The sequence below is a fragment of the Methylobacterium sp. HJ2 genome (genome assembly GCF_056431005.1).
The window spans coordinates 37,657-53,877 of the sequence record NZ_JBWJYM010000002.1; the positions used below are offsets into that span (position 1 = coordinate 37,657).

Annotated in this window: 15 protein-coding genes; 5 read left to right on the plus strand and 10 right to left on the minus strand. The window is 72.0% G+C overall.

Features of this window, described 5'->3' with window-relative positions:
* Nucleotides 1–39 precede the first annotated feature (39 nt).
* The 3 genes from ACS5RC_RS04810 to lpxK are packed head-to-tail and all read left to right on the plus strand — an operon-like array spanning nt 40 to nt 3,061.
* Complete coding sequence (locus tag ACS5RC_RS04810) at nt 40–777, plus strand: lysophospholipid acyltransferase family protein (RefSeq protein WP_478342700.1); 738 nt, start codon at nt 40–42, stop codon at nt 775–777.
* The gene (locus tag ACS5RC_RS04815) at nt 774–2,078 is read left to right on the plus strand and encodes a 3-deoxy-D-manno-octulosonic acid transferase (protein WP_478342701.1); all 1,305 of its coding nucleotides are present in this window, start codon (nt 774–776) and stop codon (nt 2,076–2,078) included. Before ACS5RC_RS04810 ends, ACS5RC_RS04815 begins: the two co-directional genes overlap by 4 nt.
* Nucleotides 2,078–3,061 (plus strand): tetraacyldisaccharide 4'-kinase, encoded by a 984-nt coding sequence (gene lpxK / locus ACS5RC_RS04820; RefSeq protein ID WP_478342702.1) that lies wholly within the window; start codon nt 2,078–2,080, stop codon nt 3,059–3,061. The genes ACS5RC_RS04815 and lpxK overlap by 1 nt, the downstream gene beginning before the upstream one ends.
* Nucleotides 3,062–3,112: 51 nt before the next feature.
* Here the strand turns inward: lpxK and ACS5RC_RS04825 are convergent, their stop codons facing one another.
* The 7 genes from ACS5RC_RS04825 to ACS5RC_RS04855 form a co-directional block, all read right to left on the minus strand.
* On the minus strand, nt 3,113–3,988 hold the full coding sequence (locus ACS5RC_RS04825; RefSeq protein ID WP_478342703.1) for an RNA polymerase factor sigma-32: 876 nt from the start codon (nt 3,986–3,988) through the stop codon (nt 3,113–3,115).
* A 361-nt stretch (nt 3,989–4,349) separates the two neighbouring features.
* On the minus strand, nt 4,350–4,946 hold the full coding sequence (locus tag ACS5RC_RS04830) for a CarD family transcriptional regulator (RefSeq protein WP_478342704.1): 597 nt from the start codon (nt 4,944–4,946) through the stop codon (nt 4,350–4,352).
* Between the two features lie 494 nt (nt 4,947–5,440).
* A complete protein-coding gene (gene fdxA, locus ACS5RC_RS04835) occupies nt 5,441–5,779 on the minus strand; it encodes a ferredoxin FdxA (RefSeq protein ID WP_478342705.1) in 339 nt (112 codons plus the stop codon).
* A gap of 206 nt (nt 5,780–5,985) precedes the next feature.
* A complete protein-coding gene (locus ACS5RC_RS04840) occupies nt 5,986–6,294 on the minus strand; it encodes an RNA-binding S4 domain-containing protein (RefSeq protein ID WP_478342706.1) in 309 nt (102 codons plus the stop codon).
* Nucleotides 6,295–6,310: 16 nt separating this feature from the next.
* A complete protein-coding gene (locus ACS5RC_RS04845; RefSeq protein ID WP_478342707.1) occupies nt 6,311–9,745 on the minus strand; it encodes a helicase-related protein in 3,435 nt (1,144 codons plus the stop codon).
* An 84-nt stretch (nt 9,746–9,829) separates the two neighbouring features.
* The gene (locus ACS5RC_RS04850) at nt 9,830–10,219 is read right to left on the minus strand and encodes a hypothetical protein (RefSeq protein WP_478342708.1); all 390 of its coding nucleotides are present in this window, start codon (nt 10,217–10,219) and stop codon (nt 9,830–9,832) included.
* Between the two features lie 5 nt (nt 10,220–10,224).
* The gene (locus tag ACS5RC_RS04855; protein WP_478342709.1) at nt 10,225–11,205 is read right to left on the minus strand and encodes a DUF3108 domain-containing protein; all 981 of its coding nucleotides are present in this window, start codon (nt 11,203–11,205) and stop codon (nt 10,225–10,227) included.
* 325 nt (nt 11,206–11,530) lie between these two features.
* On the opposite strand from ACS5RC_RS04855, the gene rpmB reads away from it, so the two are divergent.
* Nucleotides 11,531–11,830 carry a 50S ribosomal protein L28 gene (rpmB, locus tag ACS5RC_RS04860; RefSeq protein ID WP_478342710.1) on the plus strand — a complete coding sequence of 100 codons (300 nt, stop codon included), beginning with the start codon at nt 11,531–11,533 and terminating at the stop codon, nt 11,828–11,830.
* 96 nt (nt 11,831–11,926) lie between these two features.
* Here the strand turns inward: rpmB and cobT are convergent, their stop codons facing one another.
* From cobT to ACS5RC_RS04875, 3 genes are all read right to left on the minus strand, one after another.
* Nucleotides 11,927–13,834 (minus strand): cobaltochelatase subunit CobT, encoded by a 1,908-nt coding sequence (gene cobT / locus ACS5RC_RS04865; protein WP_478342711.1) that lies wholly within the window; start codon nt 13,832–13,834, stop codon nt 11,927–11,929.
* Nucleotides 13,835–13,905: 71 nt separating this feature from the next.
* Nucleotides 13,906–14,889 (minus strand): cobaltochelatase subunit CobS, encoded by a 984-nt coding sequence (gene cobS / locus ACS5RC_RS04870; RefSeq protein ID WP_478342712.1) that lies wholly within the window; start codon nt 14,887–14,889, stop codon nt 13,906–13,908.
* Between the two features lie 259 nt (nt 14,890–15,148).
* On the minus strand, nt 15,149–15,775 hold the full coding sequence (locus ACS5RC_RS04875; RefSeq protein ID WP_478342713.1) for a J domain-containing protein: 627 nt from the start codon (nt 15,773–15,775) through the stop codon (nt 15,149–15,151).
* A 129-nt stretch (nt 15,776–15,904) separates the two neighbouring features.
* On the opposite strand from ACS5RC_RS04875, the gene ACS5RC_RS04880 reads away from it, so the two are divergent.
* Nucleotides 15,905–16,180 (plus strand): BolA family protein, encoded by a 276-nt coding sequence (locus ACS5RC_RS04880; RefSeq protein ID WP_478343409.1) that lies wholly within the window; start codon nt 15,905–15,907, stop codon nt 16,178–16,180.
* Nucleotides 16,181–16,221: the final 41 nt, after the last annotated feature.

A 16,221-nucleotide genomic window follows, 5' to 3' on the forward strand; every position in this document is an offset into this window, starting at 1 on the left:
TCCGGGCCGTCCCGAAGGTCCGGGCCTCAGAAGCGAGACATGAGCGTCCTCAAACGCATCAGCCGGCATCCGGCCGTCCAGAACGTCCTCGGTACCCTCGCTGCCGCCTATCTCGGGCTGGTGCGGCGCACGAACCGCTTCACGGTCGAGCCGGCCGAGTCCGCCGCGTGGCTCGACCCGCACACGCCTTTCGTCGCCGGGATGTGGCACGGCCAGCACATCATGGTGTCCTTCGCCCGGCGCCCCGGCGAGCGCGTCGCCACCATCATCTCGCGCAACCCCGACGGGAACATCAACACCATCGCCCTGACCCGCATGGGCGTGCGGGTGATCCGCGCCTCGGGGGCTCGCGGCCGAGAGGTGCGGGACGCGCGCGCCAAGGGCGGCGCCGAGGGCCTGCGGGCGATGATCAAGGCGCTCAGGGCCGGCGAGACGGTGGCCTTCAGCGCCGACGTGCCCAAGGTCTCGCGCCGGGCGGACGCCGGCATTCTCACCCTGGCGCGCTTCTCCGGCCGGCCGATCGTGCCGGTGGCGGTGGTGACGAGCCGCCATCTGCGCTTCCGGAGCTGGGACCGGGCCTGCCTCGGCCTGCCCTTCGGCCGCGCGGCGGTGGTGTTCGGCGAGGCGATCTACGTGCCGCGCGAGGTCGAGCCGGAGGTATTCGAGAGCCTGCGCGCCCGGCTCGAGGCCGAGATGAACCGGGTCCATGACCGCGCCTACACGCTGGTCGGGCGGCCCGACCGGGTCGGCGCCAACTGGTTCGGACAGCCGGCATGAGGGCGCCCCCGCTGACCCTGCCGCTGCGCGCCTACCGGGTCGGACTGCGCCTCGGCGAGCCGGCCGTCGCCGGGCTGCTAGCGTGGCGGGCCCATCGCGGCAAGGAGGATCGCCGCCGCCTCGCCGAGCGCCGCGGCCTGCCCGGCCGGGCGCGGCCGATCGGCCCGCTGGCCTGGATGCACGGGGCGAGCGTCGGCGAGGCGCTCTCGCTCGTCGGCCTCGTCGAGGGCATGATCGCCCGGGGCTTCTCGGTGCTCGTCACCACGGGCACGCGCTCGGCCGCCGAGCTCATCGGCACCCGCCTTCCGTCGGGCGCCGTGCACCAGTACATGCCCCTCGACGCGCCGCGCTGGGTCGCGCGCTTCCTCGACCATTGGCAGCCCGATCTGGCGCTCGTCGCCGAATCCGAGATCTGGCCGAACGTCATCGTCGACCTGCACGCCCGCGGGGTGCCGCTGCTTCTGGTCAACGGGCGGATGTCGGAACGCTCGTTCCGGAGCTGGGCGCGCACGCCCCGCACCGCGAGGGCCCTGCTCTCGCGCATCGCCGTCTGCCTCGCACAGACCCGGGACGATGCCGACCGCTTCATCGGGCTCGGGGCGCCCCGGGTGAGCGTGGCGGGGAACCTCAAGTACGATTCCGCGGTGCCGCCCGCCGACCGGCAGCAGCTCGGCTATCTCGGCGCGATGATCGGCACGCGCCCGGTCTGGATCGCGGCGAGCACCCATGCGGGCGAGGACGCGGTGACCGCGGACGTCCATGCCCGGCTGCGCGACCGCTTCCCCGACCTCCTCACCATCGTGGCGCCGCGCCATCCGCGCCGCGGGCCGGAGATCGCCGCCTGCGCCGAGGCCGCGGGCCTGCGCAGCGCGCGCCGGGCGGCCGGTGGACGCCCGCATCCGGGTATCGACCTCTACGTGGCCGACACGGTGGGCGAGCTCGGGCTGTTCTACCGCCTCAGCGCGCTGGCCTTCCTCGGCGGCTCGCTGGTGCCTCACGGCGGCCAGAACCCGATCGAGCCCGTGCGGCTCGACACGGCCGTGCTGCACGGCCCCCATGTCCAGAACTTCACCGAGGTCTACCGCGCCCTCGACGCCGCCGGCGGCGCCCTGGCCATCACCGACACGGCCGAACTCGCCGCCACGGTCGGCGATCTCCTGGGCACGCCGGCCCGGCGCGATGCCGTCGCCGAGGCCGGGCAGCGGGCGCTGCAGCCCTTCGAGGGCGCGGTGGAGCGCACGCTGGCGGTCCTCGACCCCTTCGTGGCGCAGATGAAGCTCGCGGCCCTGCAGCAATCCTGATGCGGCCGCCTGGCTTCTGGGCGCGGTCCCCGAACCACCCGGCGGCGCGGCTGCTGCGCCCGCTCGGGGCGCTCTACGGCAACCGCACCGCCGCACGGATGGACCGCCCCGGTGCAGCGCCCCCCTGCCCCGTGCTCTGTGTCGGCAACGTCACCCTCGGCGGCGCCGGCAAGACCCCGGCGGCCCTGGCGCTCGCCGGGATCCTGCGCGAGCTCGGGGCACGGCCGGCCTTCCTCAGCCGGGGCTATGGCGGGCGCCTCACCGGTCCGATCCGGGTCGACGCCGCGCGACACGGGGCCCGCGAGGTCGGCGACGAGCCGCTGCTCCTCGCCCGCCAAGCCCCCACCGTCGTCGCCCGCGACCGGGTCGCCGGGGCGACGCTCTGCCGCGCAGCGGGCGCGGACGTGATCGTGATGGATGACGGGTTGCAGAACCCGAGCCTCACCAAGACGCTCGCACTCGCGGTTGTGGATGCGGGCGCGGGCCTAGGCAACGGGTTGCCCTTCCCGGCGGGCCCGCTGCGGGCTCCGCTGGAGCGCCATTGGCGCCATCTCGGCGGCCTGATCCTGATCGGCGGGACCGGCCCCGGCGAGGCGGTGGCCGAGCAGGCCGCACGGCGCGGGCTGCCGGTGCACCGGGCGCGGCTGGTGCCGGACGGGGACGACGTCGCGGGGCGTCACCTCCTGGCCTTCGCGGGGATCGGCCGTCCGGAGAAATTCTTCGCCACGCTCCGGGAGAGCGGGGCCGAGCTCGTCGGAACGCGGAGCTTCCCCGATCATCACCCCTACGGCTCGCGGGCGATCGCCGCGCTGCTGCAGGCGGCGGAGCGGCTCGGAGCGGAGCCGATCACCACGGAGAAGGACGCGGTCCGCCTGCCGCCGGACCTCGCCGGGCGCGTGCGGGTGCTGCCGGTACGACTCCGCTTCGATGATGTGGACACGATCCGGGGGCAGCTCGCACCGCTCGTCGCGGGCCGCGCATAAAAAACCCGGCCTGTCGGCCGGGTCTCGATGCCGTCGGATGCGTGAGGCTATTCAGCCGACATAGGGGCTGCCGGTGGCGGCCGGGAATTTCTCGGCCAGGGCGCGGCGCAGCTTCTCCAGCGCCCGGTTCTCGATCTGGCGCACGCGCTCCTTCGAGATGCCGAGCCGGTGCCCGAGGGCCTCCAGCGTCGCCTGATCCTCGGCCAGACGCCGCTCGCGCAGGATGCGCAGCTCGCGCTCGGACAGGACCCCGAGAGCCTGCTGCAGCCAGCTCAGACGGCGCTCGCCATCCACGGTGGCGGTCACGGTCTCGTCGGGCAGCGCCGCGCCATCGACCAGGAAGTCCATTCGCTCGGAGGAGACCTCGCTCTCCTCGCCCACGGGGGCGTTGAGCGACATGTCGGGTCCGGAGAGCCGCGCGTCCATCAGGGCCACGTCCTCGCGGGAGACGCCGATGGCGGTGGCGATCCGGCGATGGATCTCGTCGCCGACCCGCTCCTCGGTCGATTGCATCAGCCGGGCGCGCAGGCGCCGCAGGTTGAAGAACAGCGCCTTCTGGGCCGAGGAGGTCCCGCCGCGCACGATCGACCAGTTGCGCAGGATGTAGTCCTGGATCGAGGCGCGGATCCACCACGTGGCGTAGGTCGAGAAGCGCACGTCCCGCTCCGGCTCGAAGCGGGCGGCGGCCTCCATCAGGCCGACATGCCCTTCCTGGACCAGATCGGCCATGGGCAGGCCGTAATGACGAAAACGCCCCGCCAGGGCGATGACGAGGCGCATATGGGCCGAGATCAGACGGTGCAGCGCGCGCTCGTCGCGATTTTCCTTCCAACGGACAGCGAGGCCACGCTCCTCTTCCCGTGCCAGGAAGGGTGCCTCCATGGCGGTTCGAATGAATTGCCGCCGGATACCCGCGATTTCCGCCATCCCCGCCCGCCTCTTGTGTCGAGTGCTGATACGGCGTCGACGGAGCGTGGCGGAACGCACGGAACCGCCTTTGCCGACACCAGGCACAGGCTCAACGGAATGGCGCAGACGAAGGTTCCGCATGCACGAGATGTTTGCGTGCAAGCGCAGAGAGGCTCCGTTTTCCCCGAAACCTCAGGGCAGACGGAGCGCGCGTCGCCGGCGGCGAACCCGGTGCGACCGCCTTATCACCAACATGTGTTCGCGATCGGATCCTGCCAGTCCCCCGAAGGTAAAACCTGTGGCCAATCGCGACCGGGCATGAAAAAGGCCCGGCAGCGGCTGCCGGGCCTCGACGATCGCGATGTTGGGACGGACCGCCTCAGGCGGCCTCCTCCTGGATGTCGTCACCCTCGGCTTCGGCCTCCGGCTCCGCCTCAGCTTCGTTCTTGGCCCGGCGCGGCGACTTGGAGAGGCTCTGCTCGATGAGCTTGAGCGCCTCGGTCTCGGTGATGCGGTTCACCGAGGAGATCTCGCGCACGACGCGGTCGAGGGCAGCCTCGTAGAGCTGGCGCTCGCTGTAGGATTGCTCGGGCTGGGCCTCGGAGCGGAACAGGTCGCGGACCACCTCGGTCACCGAGAGCAGGTCGCCCGAATTGATCTTGGCCTCGTATTCCTGCGCGCGGCGCGACCACATGGTGCGCTTGACCCGGGCGCGGCCGGTCAGAACGTCGAGGGCCTTCTTGACGGTCTCGGGCTCGGAGAGCTTGCGCATGCCGACGCTGTTGGCCTTCGCGGTGGGGACGCGCAGGACCATCTTGTCCTTCTCGAAGGAAACGACGAACAGCTCGAGCTTGTAGCCCGCGATTTCCTGCTCCTCGATCGCGACGATGCGACCGACACCGTGAGCCGGATACACTACGGCCTCGCCGGTCTTGAACCCCTGGCGGCCTGCCGTGGTCTTCTTGGCTGTCGTCATGCGAGAAGGGCCTCCGAACAACGCACGGGCTCGTCTGGGCCCGCGCCGAACCGTTTCACCCGGGGTGGGACACCGGGTATCCACCACCGTCGCCGGACCGTCCCCATGGAACGGACCCGGCATTCCCAGGTGCGGCCGGCGCACGGCAAGAGGGAACGACCACCGAAGGCGCGCCTTCAGGGGTCGATCGCATGCACCCTCATTCCAAGTCGGTTCGGAATTGCGTCAGAGCGCGGAGGAAGCACGTCAGGCACGAGCGACGGCAGGCCGATTGTGTACCACAATCGACCCGACAAATCAAAGCGCGCTCGTGGGTTTCGGACACGCGCTCCGCGGCGCCGTCCGACTTGTGCATGTCCCCGTCACTGTGTCGTGCGAGGGATTCGCGACCCTGCCACGCATCCGACGCAGAGCAGCGCCGCTCGTCGCAGCGCCCCTCCCACGCTCAAGCTTCGATCGGGCTCGGGGATCCCAGCCGATGCCCGGCCGCGGGATCAGTCGCCGGAGCCGGGGTTGGGCGAGAAATGCGCCTCGAACTTGCCCGCGACCCCGTCCCACTCCTTGGCGTCGCCCGGAGCGTCCTTCTTCTGGGTGATGTTCGGCCAGGTCTTGGCATAGTCGGCGTTGAGCTTGAGCCAGGTCTCGAGGCTCGGCTCGGTGTCCGGCTTGATCGCTTCCGCCGGGCATTCCGGCTCGCACACGCCGCAATCGATGCACTCGTCGGGGTGGATGACGAGCATGTTCTCGCCCTCGTAGAAGCAGTCCACAGGACAGACTTCCACGCAGTCCATGTACTTGCACTTGATGCAGTTGTCGGTGACGACGTAGGTCATGGGCCGATTTTCGTCCTCGATCCGCGCGCTCCCGTGAGAGCGATGCCGGGGGCTCGAACAGCCTCCCGATCCGGCGGGTTTCGTTCACGCAGGGCTATGGCAGGCCACGGTGAGGCCCGAGTGGGAGAAGGCTCTAGCGGCTGCCCGGAGGGCTGACAAGCGCGGCCCGATGCGTCCTGCGCGCGCTGGCCCACCCTGTGGCCCGCTTACACCGATTCCAGGGGGGAGCCGGGCTCCGGCGGCGTGCCGGGGGCCAGCAGGTCGGCGTAGAGGCGGCGCGCCTCCGGGGCCGGGCCGCGGCGCTCGCCGAGGTCCAGAACCCGGATGCTCGCGGTGACGTGCGCGGCGGCGACGGTGACGACGTCGCCCACGGCGAGGCCTTTCGCGGGTGCGTCGACCCGCCGGCCGTTGATCCGGACATGGCCGTCGCTGACGAGTCGTGCGGCGAGCGAGCGCGTCTTGGCGAAGCGCGCGAACCACAGCCACTTGTCGACCCGGCACTGCCCGACCTTCATGCCGCGGAGGGCCTCCTCACCGCTTGTTGCCCTCGCCCTCCAGCTGCGCCTTCAGAGCGGCGAGCTTGGCGAAGGGGGAATCCGGGTCCGGAGCCCGCTCGCGCCGGGGTGGGCGTGCGTCGGGCCGCGGACCGGCCGGCCGGTTGTCGTCGCGCCGGTCCGGGCGGGGCCCCTCGAAGCGCTCGCGCCGGAAGTTGCCGTGGCGCTCCGCGCGCCCGCCCTCGGGCCGGTCGCCGCGCGGCGGACGCTCGCCGCCTTGCGGGCGCTCGCCGCCCTCGGCCTGGACGCGGTTCTGCTGGCCGTGATCGGGGCGGTTGCGCTGTCCCTGCGGCCGTCCCTCCTGCTGTCCCTCGCGGCCCCGGCCCTGGCCGCCGCGCGGCCTCTGCCGGGCATGGGCGGGACGCTGATGGCGCTGAAGATGCCAGACCTCGACCAGGACCGGCTCGGCGCTCTCCTCACCGGCCTCGGGCACGGACTCGGGCGCGGCGGAAACGGCAGCGGCGACCGCGGGCTCCTCGGCCGGCTCGGATGCCGCCTCCGCGGCTTCGGGCCGCGGCTCGGCGGCGGTCGCGTCGTCCTGGGCTCCGGTGTCCACCGGCATCTCGGCGGCGGCCTCGGTCAGCGGCTCAGTGCCGGATTCGGGCTGCGCATCGGCGGACGGAGCCGAGTCGGATCCGGTCTCGGCGGCCGAAGCCTCCGACGCAACCGGCTCGGCCGAGGCAGCCTCGGGCTCCTCGGCCGGCACGGAAGCGGCCTGGGCGGCCTCGATCGCGGCCGTCTCGGCCGGTGCGGTCTCACCAGGCTGGGTCTCGGCGGAGACTGCCTCGTCGGGGTGGGTGGCAGCTTCGTCCGCGGGCTGGGCTGCGGCCTCGCCGACGGGCTGGGCCTCGTCCGCGGGCTGGGTGGCAGCCTCGCCGGCGGGCTGGGTGGCGGGGCGCGCCGCCGGCACGGTGGCGGCGGCGGGGATGAGCGGCACGGTGATGGCCGGGCCCGGGCGGCTCTCGGCGACGTAGCCGAGGGATTTCAGGATCGAGGCGAAATCCTCGCCCGAGCAGCCGACGAGGGAGGTCATGCCGACGGTCGCGACGAAGCCCTCGCCGTCCGCGGTGCCGGGCGGCGGCTCGCCCGCCGTGGTGCCGGGCCGGTAGGCCACTGCCGGCCGGATCAGGTCGGCGAGGCGCTCCAGGATGTCGACGCGCACGGCCCGCTCGCCGCAGACGCGGAATCCCGCGGCGCGGTAGAGGCCCTTGGCGATCTCGGGATCGACCTTGATCGAGGTGCGGCCGGAGCCGGCCAGATGGGCGATCTCGTCGAGGCCGCGCTGGTCGAGGCCGCCGTTGCGCAGGGCCCAGAGCTGGGCCGCGAGCGTCCGGGGCGCCGGCTTGAGCAGGGCCGGCAGGAAGATGTGATAGGCACCGAAGCGCACCCCGTGGCGGCGCAGCGCCCCGCGGCCTTCCTGGTCCAGGGTGCGCATCTCCTGCGCCACCTTCGCGCGCTCGAGCACGCCCAGCGCCTCGACCACCTGGAAGCCGATGCCCTTGGCGAGCCCGGTGAGGTCGGCCGCGGTCTCGATCTCGATCAGCGGGCCGAGAAGACGCACCACGTAGGCCTTGAGCCACGCGTTCAGCCGGGCCTCGACCTTCTCGCGGGCAGGGCCAGCGAGGCTCTCGTCGGCCAGGAGCCGCACCTGCGGTGCGAACAATTTGTCGCCGGCGGCGAGCTTGGCCACCGGCGCGCCGGTCCAGCGGATGATCCCGTCATGCGCGAGCACCAGCGAGGCGTCGGCCGCGGCCGAGAAGCGCTCGGCCCGGGCCTCGATCTCCCCGGCGAGCCCCTTCTCGGCGGCGCTGCGGAGCGTCTTGGCCTCGTGGCCCTCCGCGTTGGCATCGGGCACGAACAGGAATCCGTGCAGGTGGCCGACGTGTTGACCCTCGACGGTGACGTCACCGTCGGCGGTGATCTGGGCTTCCAGCATCGTGTTCTCTCTCAGGCGCCGCATCAGGACGCTGGTGCGCCTGTCCACGAAGCGGCTCGCGAGGCGTTCGTGCAGGGCGTCGGACAGCCTGTCCTCTACCCGACGCGTCTCGCCCTGCCAATGTTCAGGATCGCGCAACCAATCGGGCCTGTTGGCGACGAACGTCCAGGTGCGCCCCTGGGCGATCCGGCGCGAGAGGGTCTCGATGTCGCCGTCGGTGCGGTCGATCATCGCCACCTGCTCGGCGAACCACGTGTCGGGGATGCGCCCGGCCATGCCCTTCATCAGGAAGCGGTAGAGCTGCGCCACGAGCTCCGCGTGGGTCTGCGGGTGGACCTTGCGGTAATCGGGCACGCCGCAGACGTCCCAGAGCCGGCGCACGCCCGCCGCGGAGCGGGCGAGGTCGCGCACGTCCTCCTCCCGCATCAGGATCTCCAGCGCCTGCTGGTCCTCGCCCATCGGCGCGCGGGTGAGGCCCGCCTCGCGCGGATGGGTGTCGAGGCTCGCCTGAAGAGCCTCGGGCGAATCGAAGACGAGATCCGGGTTGCGCCATTGCAGGATGCGCAACGGGTCGAAATCGTGGGCTTCCAGCCGCTCGACCAGTTCCGGCTCGAAGGCCGGGCAGCGGCCCGTGGAGCCGAAGGTCCCGTCCGCGAGGTGGCGCCCGGCGCGGCCCGCGATCTGGCCCATCTCGGCGGGCGTCAGCTTGCGGAAGCGCGTGCCGTCGTACTTCCAGTTCGCCGCGAAGGCGACGTGGTCGACGTCGAGGTTGAGGCCCATCCCGACGGCGTCGGTCGCCACGAGGTAATCCACGTCGCCCGACTGGTAGAGCTCGACCTGCGCGTTGCGGGTGCGGGGCGAGAGCGCGCCGAGCACCACCGCCGCGCCGCCGCGCTGGCGCCGGATCAGCTCGGCGATGGCGTAGACCTCCTCGGCCGAGAAGGCGACGATCGCCGTGCGCCGCGGCAGGCGCGAGAGCTTCTTCTCGCCCGCGAAGGTGAGCTTCGACAGGCGCGGCCGCGTGGTGGTGTGGACGTTCGGGATCAGCGATTGCACCAGCGGCAGCATGGTGCCGGAGCCGATCAGCAGGGTCTCCTCGCGGCCGCGCTGGTAGAGCAGCCGGTCGGTGAAGACGTGGCCGCGGTCCATGTCTGCGGCGAGCTGGATCTCGTCGATCGCCACGAAGGCGACGTCGAGGTCGCGCGGCATCGCCTCGATGGTGGCGATCCAGTAGCGTGGCCGGTCGGGCTTGATCTTCTCCTCGCCGGTGACGAGCGCCACCTTGTCGGCCCCGACGCGGGCGACGACGCGGAGATAGACCTCGCGGGCGAGCAGCCGCAGCGGCAGCCCGATCATGCCGGTCGGGTGGGCCAGCATGCGCTCAATGGCGAGATGGGTCTTGCCGGTATTGGTCGGGCCGAGAACCGCCGTGACCCCGCGGGCGCGGTCGTGCGGGGGGAGTGAGCGGCGAGGCATCAGGGGGCGGATGGTCCCTTCGGCGGTGGGCCGGCTGATGCGCGGCGCGCAAAAAGCCCTGTGCGGACGGTCCCTGCGGCGCTGTCAGTCGCTCGAGAGCGGAGGCGCCCGCCTGCCGCGCCGGAACCGGTCCCCATATGGGGTGCCGGCCGGGCCCGCGCCACTCTCCCGGGCGGATTCGCCCGACACGCCCGGCAGGCCGTAGATCTCGACCCGCACCGGCGGGTGCGGGGCCGCGAGGTCGGCGCAGAGCGTGTCGGGAACCGCTGTCAGCGGCCCGCGCCGCGCCGGCCGGCCTTCCACCACGGTAGCGGAGGAATAGGCGTCGCCCCCGCAGGCGCTGCCGGCCTCGAGCGGCGCGGCCCGGACGGCCGCGCCCGGGATGGCGGCGAGGGTCAGGGCGACGCAGACGGCCCGGATGACCGGGAGGATGCGGCGGGCGAGGCCGCCCCAGGCGCCGGCGCGGATCCGCACGGGCCCTAGCGCGCGTCGAGGCTCGCCACCGAGGCAGCGGCCGGCGCGCTCGCGGTCGCCGCCTGGACGGGCGCCTCGGCGGCGCCGGTGCGGGTCCAGCGCGTCGCCTCGATGATGTTGGTGCCGATGCTGGTGCGCACCGAGATCCGCAGGGGCACCAGCACCCGCGTCCCCTCGACCGGCGCGAGCCAGACCGACATGTCGCGGTTCTCCTCCATGAAGCGCACGCCCGGCCGGTCCGGCCGGTGCCCGGCGATCGCTTGGTAGCGCGCGTTGCAGACAAGGACGGGACCCGCGTAGCCGGGCTTCTCGACGGAGCGCGTCTCGGCGTAGCTCAGCACCACGTTGAACCGGGTGGCCCCGTCGAAGACCGGCAGGGTGCGGTTGCAATTCTCCGGGTCGATCAGGTCGCCGCGGGCGTGGGCAGGCATCATCAGCGCGCTCACCGGATCCATGATGCCGCGCTTGTTGGCGGCCGTGACCGGAACCCGGTCCTGCATGTCGATCAGCGGGGGGGTCACCTCGGCCTGGGTGACGTTGCCGCGGCTCAGGGCCATGCGCACGGCGATGCCGGAATTCGCCGTCTTGGTGGCGATGGCGAAGGCGCTGGGCTGCGGGCCGGCGGCGAGGGTGCCGGACGCCTGGGCCGAGCCCTGTCCGCCGGTGATCGCCCCGACGAGTCCGGTCAGCGTCGCCGAGACGTCGGTGCGGTAGCGGGCGCCGTCGATCGCGCTGGAGAGCCGCGCGGTGCCGATCGGCAGGCCGGCGAGGTTGATGCCGTAATCGACCGCGAGGGTGGTGCCGCCCGCGCGGGCGGGGCGTGGGCGCGCCTCGGCGGGCGCCAGGGCCAGAACGGCCGCGCCGGCGAGAGCGATCCCCAGGAAGGGCCGCCGCGTCGGCGAAACGGTCGGCCGATCGGTCTGCCTGTCAATCGGCCGGTCGGTCAGCCGGTCGGTCGGCGCAGTGCGGAAGGGCTGGGCGCACATGGTCCGAAACGATCCTCAACGCTCGCGACGGGCATCGTCGGCCGCCCGCGGGACAGGGAGCCTTTATCTCCAACCCATGGTTAACAGACCGTTGGGCCGGAGGTGAGGGCCTGCCGGCCACAGCGCCGGGCTTCCGGCATCAGCGGGGGCCGGACGGGCACGGGAGCAGCTTGACGAAGGACGCCCCCGTCCCCTATAGGCTCGCGCCTTCAACAGGACTCCGCTGGACCTGGAATCACGCTTGGGCGAGGCCCGCGGCGGTGCTGCGATGCCGTCATGGTCCGGGTTCTGACAGCCCACGGAACGAGACGGGATATTTGAGACAATGGCGCGCCGCTGCGAACTCACCGGCAAGGCTGTTCAGGTCGGCCACCTCGTGAGCCACTCGAACCGCAAGACCAAGTGCCGGTTCCTGCCGAACCTGTGCAACGTCACCCTGCAATCCGACGCCCTGAATAAGAGCGTCCGCCTGCGCATCACCGCGCACGCGCTCCGCTCGGTCGAGCACCGCGGCGGCCTCGACGCCTTCCTGGTCAAGGCCGGCGAGAGCGACCTGTCGCAGACGGCCAAGCTCCTGAAGCGCGAGATTCACAAGAAGCTCGCCGAGGCCCCGGTCGCCGCCTGATCGGCGCCTAGCGGTCCATCCGACAAAGCCGCCGTCGCGGGAGCCCGCGACGGCGGCTTTGTCGTGCGTGGATATGGGTGCGGGCCGGCCTCGCTCTCAGCGGCGCCCGCCCGCGGCCCGCATCGGCGCCCGCACGGGCGCGGCGCCGCCATCCTCCTCGAACAGCTCGGCGAGCTTCTCCGTCATGGCGCCGCCGAGTTCCTCGGCGTCGATGATGGTCACGGCGCGGCGGTAGTAGCGCGTGACGTCGTGGCCGATGCCGATCGCCAGGAGCTCGACCGGCGAGCGGGTCTCGATGTCCTCGATCATCCAGCGCAGGTGCCGCTCGAGGTAGTTCCCGGCATTGACCGAGAGGGTCGAGTCGTCGACCGGCGCGCCGTCCGAGATCACCATCATGATCTTGCGCTGCTCGGGCCGGCCGAGCAGGCGCTTGTGCGCCCAGTCGAGGGCCTCGCCGTCGATGTTCTCCTTCAGCAGCCCCTCGCGCATCATCAGCCCGAGGTTCTTGCGCGCCCGCCGCCAAGGTGCGTCGGCCGCCTTGTAGACGATGTGGCGCAGGTCGTTCAGGCGGCCGGGCGCGGCGGGCTTGCCGGCCGCGAGCCAGGCCTCCCGCGACTGCCCGCCCTTCCAGGCCCGGGTGGTGAAGCCGAGGATCTCGACCTTCACGCCGCAGCGCTCCAGCGTGCGCGCCAGAATGTCGGCGCAGGTCGCCGCCACCGTGATCGGCCGGCCGCGCATCGAGCCGGAATTGTCGAGGAGCAGCGTCACCACCGTGTCGCGGAAGTTCGTGTCCTTCTCGTGCTTGAACGAGAGCGGCTGGAACGGGTCCGTCACCACGCGCACGAGGCGGGCGGGGTCGAGCTGGCCCTCCTCGAGGTCGAACTCCCAGGCGCGGTTCTGCTGCGCCAGGAGGCGGCGCTGCAGCCGGTTGGCGAGGCGCCCGACCACGCCCTGGAGGTGGGAGAGCTGCTTGTCGAGGTAGCTGCGCAGGCGCGCCAGCTCGTCCGGGTCGCAGAGGTCCTCGGCGTGGACGACCTCGTCGAAGCGGGCATTGAAGACCCGGTAATCGGGTCCGCGCATCTCGTTGCCGCCCCGCTGCGGCGGCCGCCAGGATTCCGAGGCCTCCTCGGATTCGGATTCCTCCGCCTCGTCGGGAAGCTCGCCCGACGGCGCGTCGGCAGCCTCCTGGGCGCCCTCCTCGATCTCGTCGGAGGCTTCCTCCGAGGTCTCGATCTCGGCGCGGTCGCCCTGCGACTGCTCCTCGGCCTCGCCCTCGCTGGGGCTCTGCTCGTCGTCCTGGGCCTCGCCCTCGTCGTCGTTCTCGTCGTCCTCCGGGTCGAACGGCGTCTCGTCGGCCATGTCGAGGGAGGAGAGCAGGTCGCGCACCGAGCGGGCGAAGCTGCGCTGGTCCTCGATCGCGCCGAGCAGCCCGTCGAGGTTGGGCCCGGCCTTGGCTTCGATGTGGTCGCGCCAGAGATCGACGATCCGCTGCGCGGCGGCCGGCGGCCGCTGGCCGGTCAGGCGCTCACGCACCATCAGGGCGACCGCGTCCTCCATCGGTGCGTCGGCCCGGTCGGTGATCGACTCGTACTTGCCGCCGCGATGGTAGCGGTCCTCGAGCATGGCCGAGATGTTGGCGGCCACGCCCGACATCCGGCGCGAGCCGATGGCCTCGACGCGGGCCTGCTCGACGGCGTCGTAGACGGCGCGCGCCGCCGCATTCTCGGGGGCGAGGCGGCGATGCACCCCGACATCGTGACAGCCGAGCCGCAGCGCCATGGAATCGGCGTTGCCGCGCAAGACCGCCACGTCGGCGGCGGAGAGCTTGCGCGGCGGCTCGGGCAGCCGGGCCTTGTCGCCGGTGAGCGCCGGCCGGTCGGTGGCGTAGGTCACCTCGATCTCGGAGCGCCGCGCGATCGCGCGCAGGCACCCGGCGACCGAGCGCTTGAGGGGCTCGGCCACGGGCTCGCGACGCTCGCCGGGCTTGCGGTTGGAGATGGACATGCGGGCCTACCGGTCGGACACGAGGTCGAGGGGACGCTCCGGGACCTCGCCCCGGATTCCCCCCATGCGGATCAGCTCAGGGCCACGTTCATCGCGCTCTCGGGCAGCTCCTTGCCGAAGGCGCGCTGGTAGAACTCGGCGACGAGCGCCCGCTCCAGCTCGTCGCACTTGTTCAGGAAGGTCACCCGGAAGGCGAAGCCGATGTCGCGGAAGATGTCCGCGTTCTCGGCCCAGGTGATCACCGTGCGGGGGCTCATCACGGTCGAGAGGTCGCCGTTCATGAAGGCGTTGCGGGTGAGGTCGGCCACGCGCACCATGCGGTTGACGATGTCCCGGCCCTGGTCGCTCCGGTAATGGGTCGCCTTGGACAGGACGATGTCGACCTCGCGGTCGTGGGGCAAGTAGTTCAGCGTGGTGACGATCGACCAGCGGTCCATCTGGCCCTGGTTGATCTGCTGGGTGCCGTGATAGAGGCCCGAGGTGTCGCCGAGGCCCACCGTGTTGGCGGTGGCGAAGAGCCGGAAGGCGGGGTGCGGGCGGATGACCCGCTTCTGGTCGAGCAGGGTCAACCGGCCCGAGAGCTCCAGCACGCGCTGGATCACGAACATCACGTCCGGGCGGCCGGCATCGTACTCGTCGAAGACCAGCGCGACGTTGTTCTGCAGCGCCCAGGGCAGGATGCCGTCCTGGAAGGCGGTGACCTGCTTGCCGTCCTGCAGCACGATCGCGTCCTTGCCGACGAGGTCGATGCGCGAGACGTGGCTATCGAGGTTGATCCGCACGCAGGGCCAGTTCAGCCGCGCGGCGACCTGCTCGATATGGGTCGACTTGCCGGTGCCGTGATAGCCGGTGACCATGACGCGGCGGTTGCGCGCGAAGCCCGCCAGGATCGCCAGCGTGGTCTCGCGGTCGAAGATGTAATCCGGATCGAGGTCGGGGACGTGCTCTTCGGGCTCGGAGAAGGCCGGGACCTTGAGGTCGAGATCGATGCCGAAGACCTCGCGGACCGAGACGTGGCGGTCGGGCAGCGCGGCGGGCTTGTCGTCAGAGAGCATACGGGACCTCGTGGGTGCGGGCTCCGGCGGGACGCGCCGGAGACCTCGCGGATTCTCGGACCGGGCAGCGGCCGGCCAGGGGCTGCGGCGCCGGACTTCCTTAACCGCCGTCGCGCCGCTGCGCCACGCCGGGGATCAGCTCCATATAGGCACCCGCGCGCCGTTGTCCGCCCGGCCCCGCCTCAAGACTGTCATGCCGTGCGCGGGACGGGGCAGGACAGCGGCCGGTGCATCGATCGTGCCGGGGCCCCTGCACGCCTCAGCACAGGCCGGCGGCGCGCAGCACGTCGTGGGCCCGGATGATGTCGCGCAGGCGGTCCTCGAACGAGCGGTCGCCGCCGTTCGCGTCCGGGTGGAAGCGCTTCACCAGCACCTTGTACTGCGCCTTGATGGCGGCCGTGTCGGCCCCCTCTTCGAGGCCCATCACGTCGAGGGCCTTGCGGACGGTGGCCGAATGGCGCGGGCGCTCCGGCTCGGCGCGCTTCGTCCGCCCGCGGGCCTCCCCGACGCCCTCGGCGCGCAGGATGCCCAGCGGGTCGACATAGGCCCAGTCGCGGGCGGGGTCGCCCTTCTGCTTGGCCTTGCCCTTCGCCTTGTCGTTCACGCCCATCGCCCAGGTCGGGCGGTGGCCGATGATGGCGTCCTTCTGGAAGGCCTGCACCGCGGCGTCGTTCATGCCGTCGAAGTAATTGTACGTCGCGTTGTAGGCGCGCACGTGATCGATGCAGAAGCGCCAGTACTGGCCCTCCGCGCGGCGCCCCTTCGGCGCGCGGTACAACCCCGGATGGGTGCAGCCGGGGCTCTCGCAGGCGGGACCGCTCCCCTTCGGCTCGTCGCAGGAGGGCTTGATCCGGATGCTGTCGAACAGGCGCGAGTTGAGATCCATGACGGGGCGATTATGAGGGGGCGGACCGGAGACACAAGGCCGGCGGGCCTGATGACGCATGCGGTGGAACGGGCTTGACGGGACGGGCCTCCGGCCCATCCCCGGACCCGGCCGGAATCGAGGATGGCGATGGACACGCTGCGGGACTGGATACAGGCGACGCTGGAGGCGGAACTCGCCCCGACGAAGCTCGACGTGGTGGACGAATCCCACCTCCATGCCGGCCATTCGGGCTGGCGCGAGGGCGGGGAGACGCATTTCCGCCTCGACGTCGTCTCGGCGGCCTTCGAGGGCAAGAGCCGGGTGGATCGCCACCGGCTCGTGAACGGGCTGCTGGACGATGCCTTCCGGCGCGGGTTGCACGCCCTGGCGCTCAAGGCCCGCACGCCCGCCGAGGCGGCTTGAGCCGCGCCCCCTGAAGGACGCGGCACAGGCCGCGCCCCCGT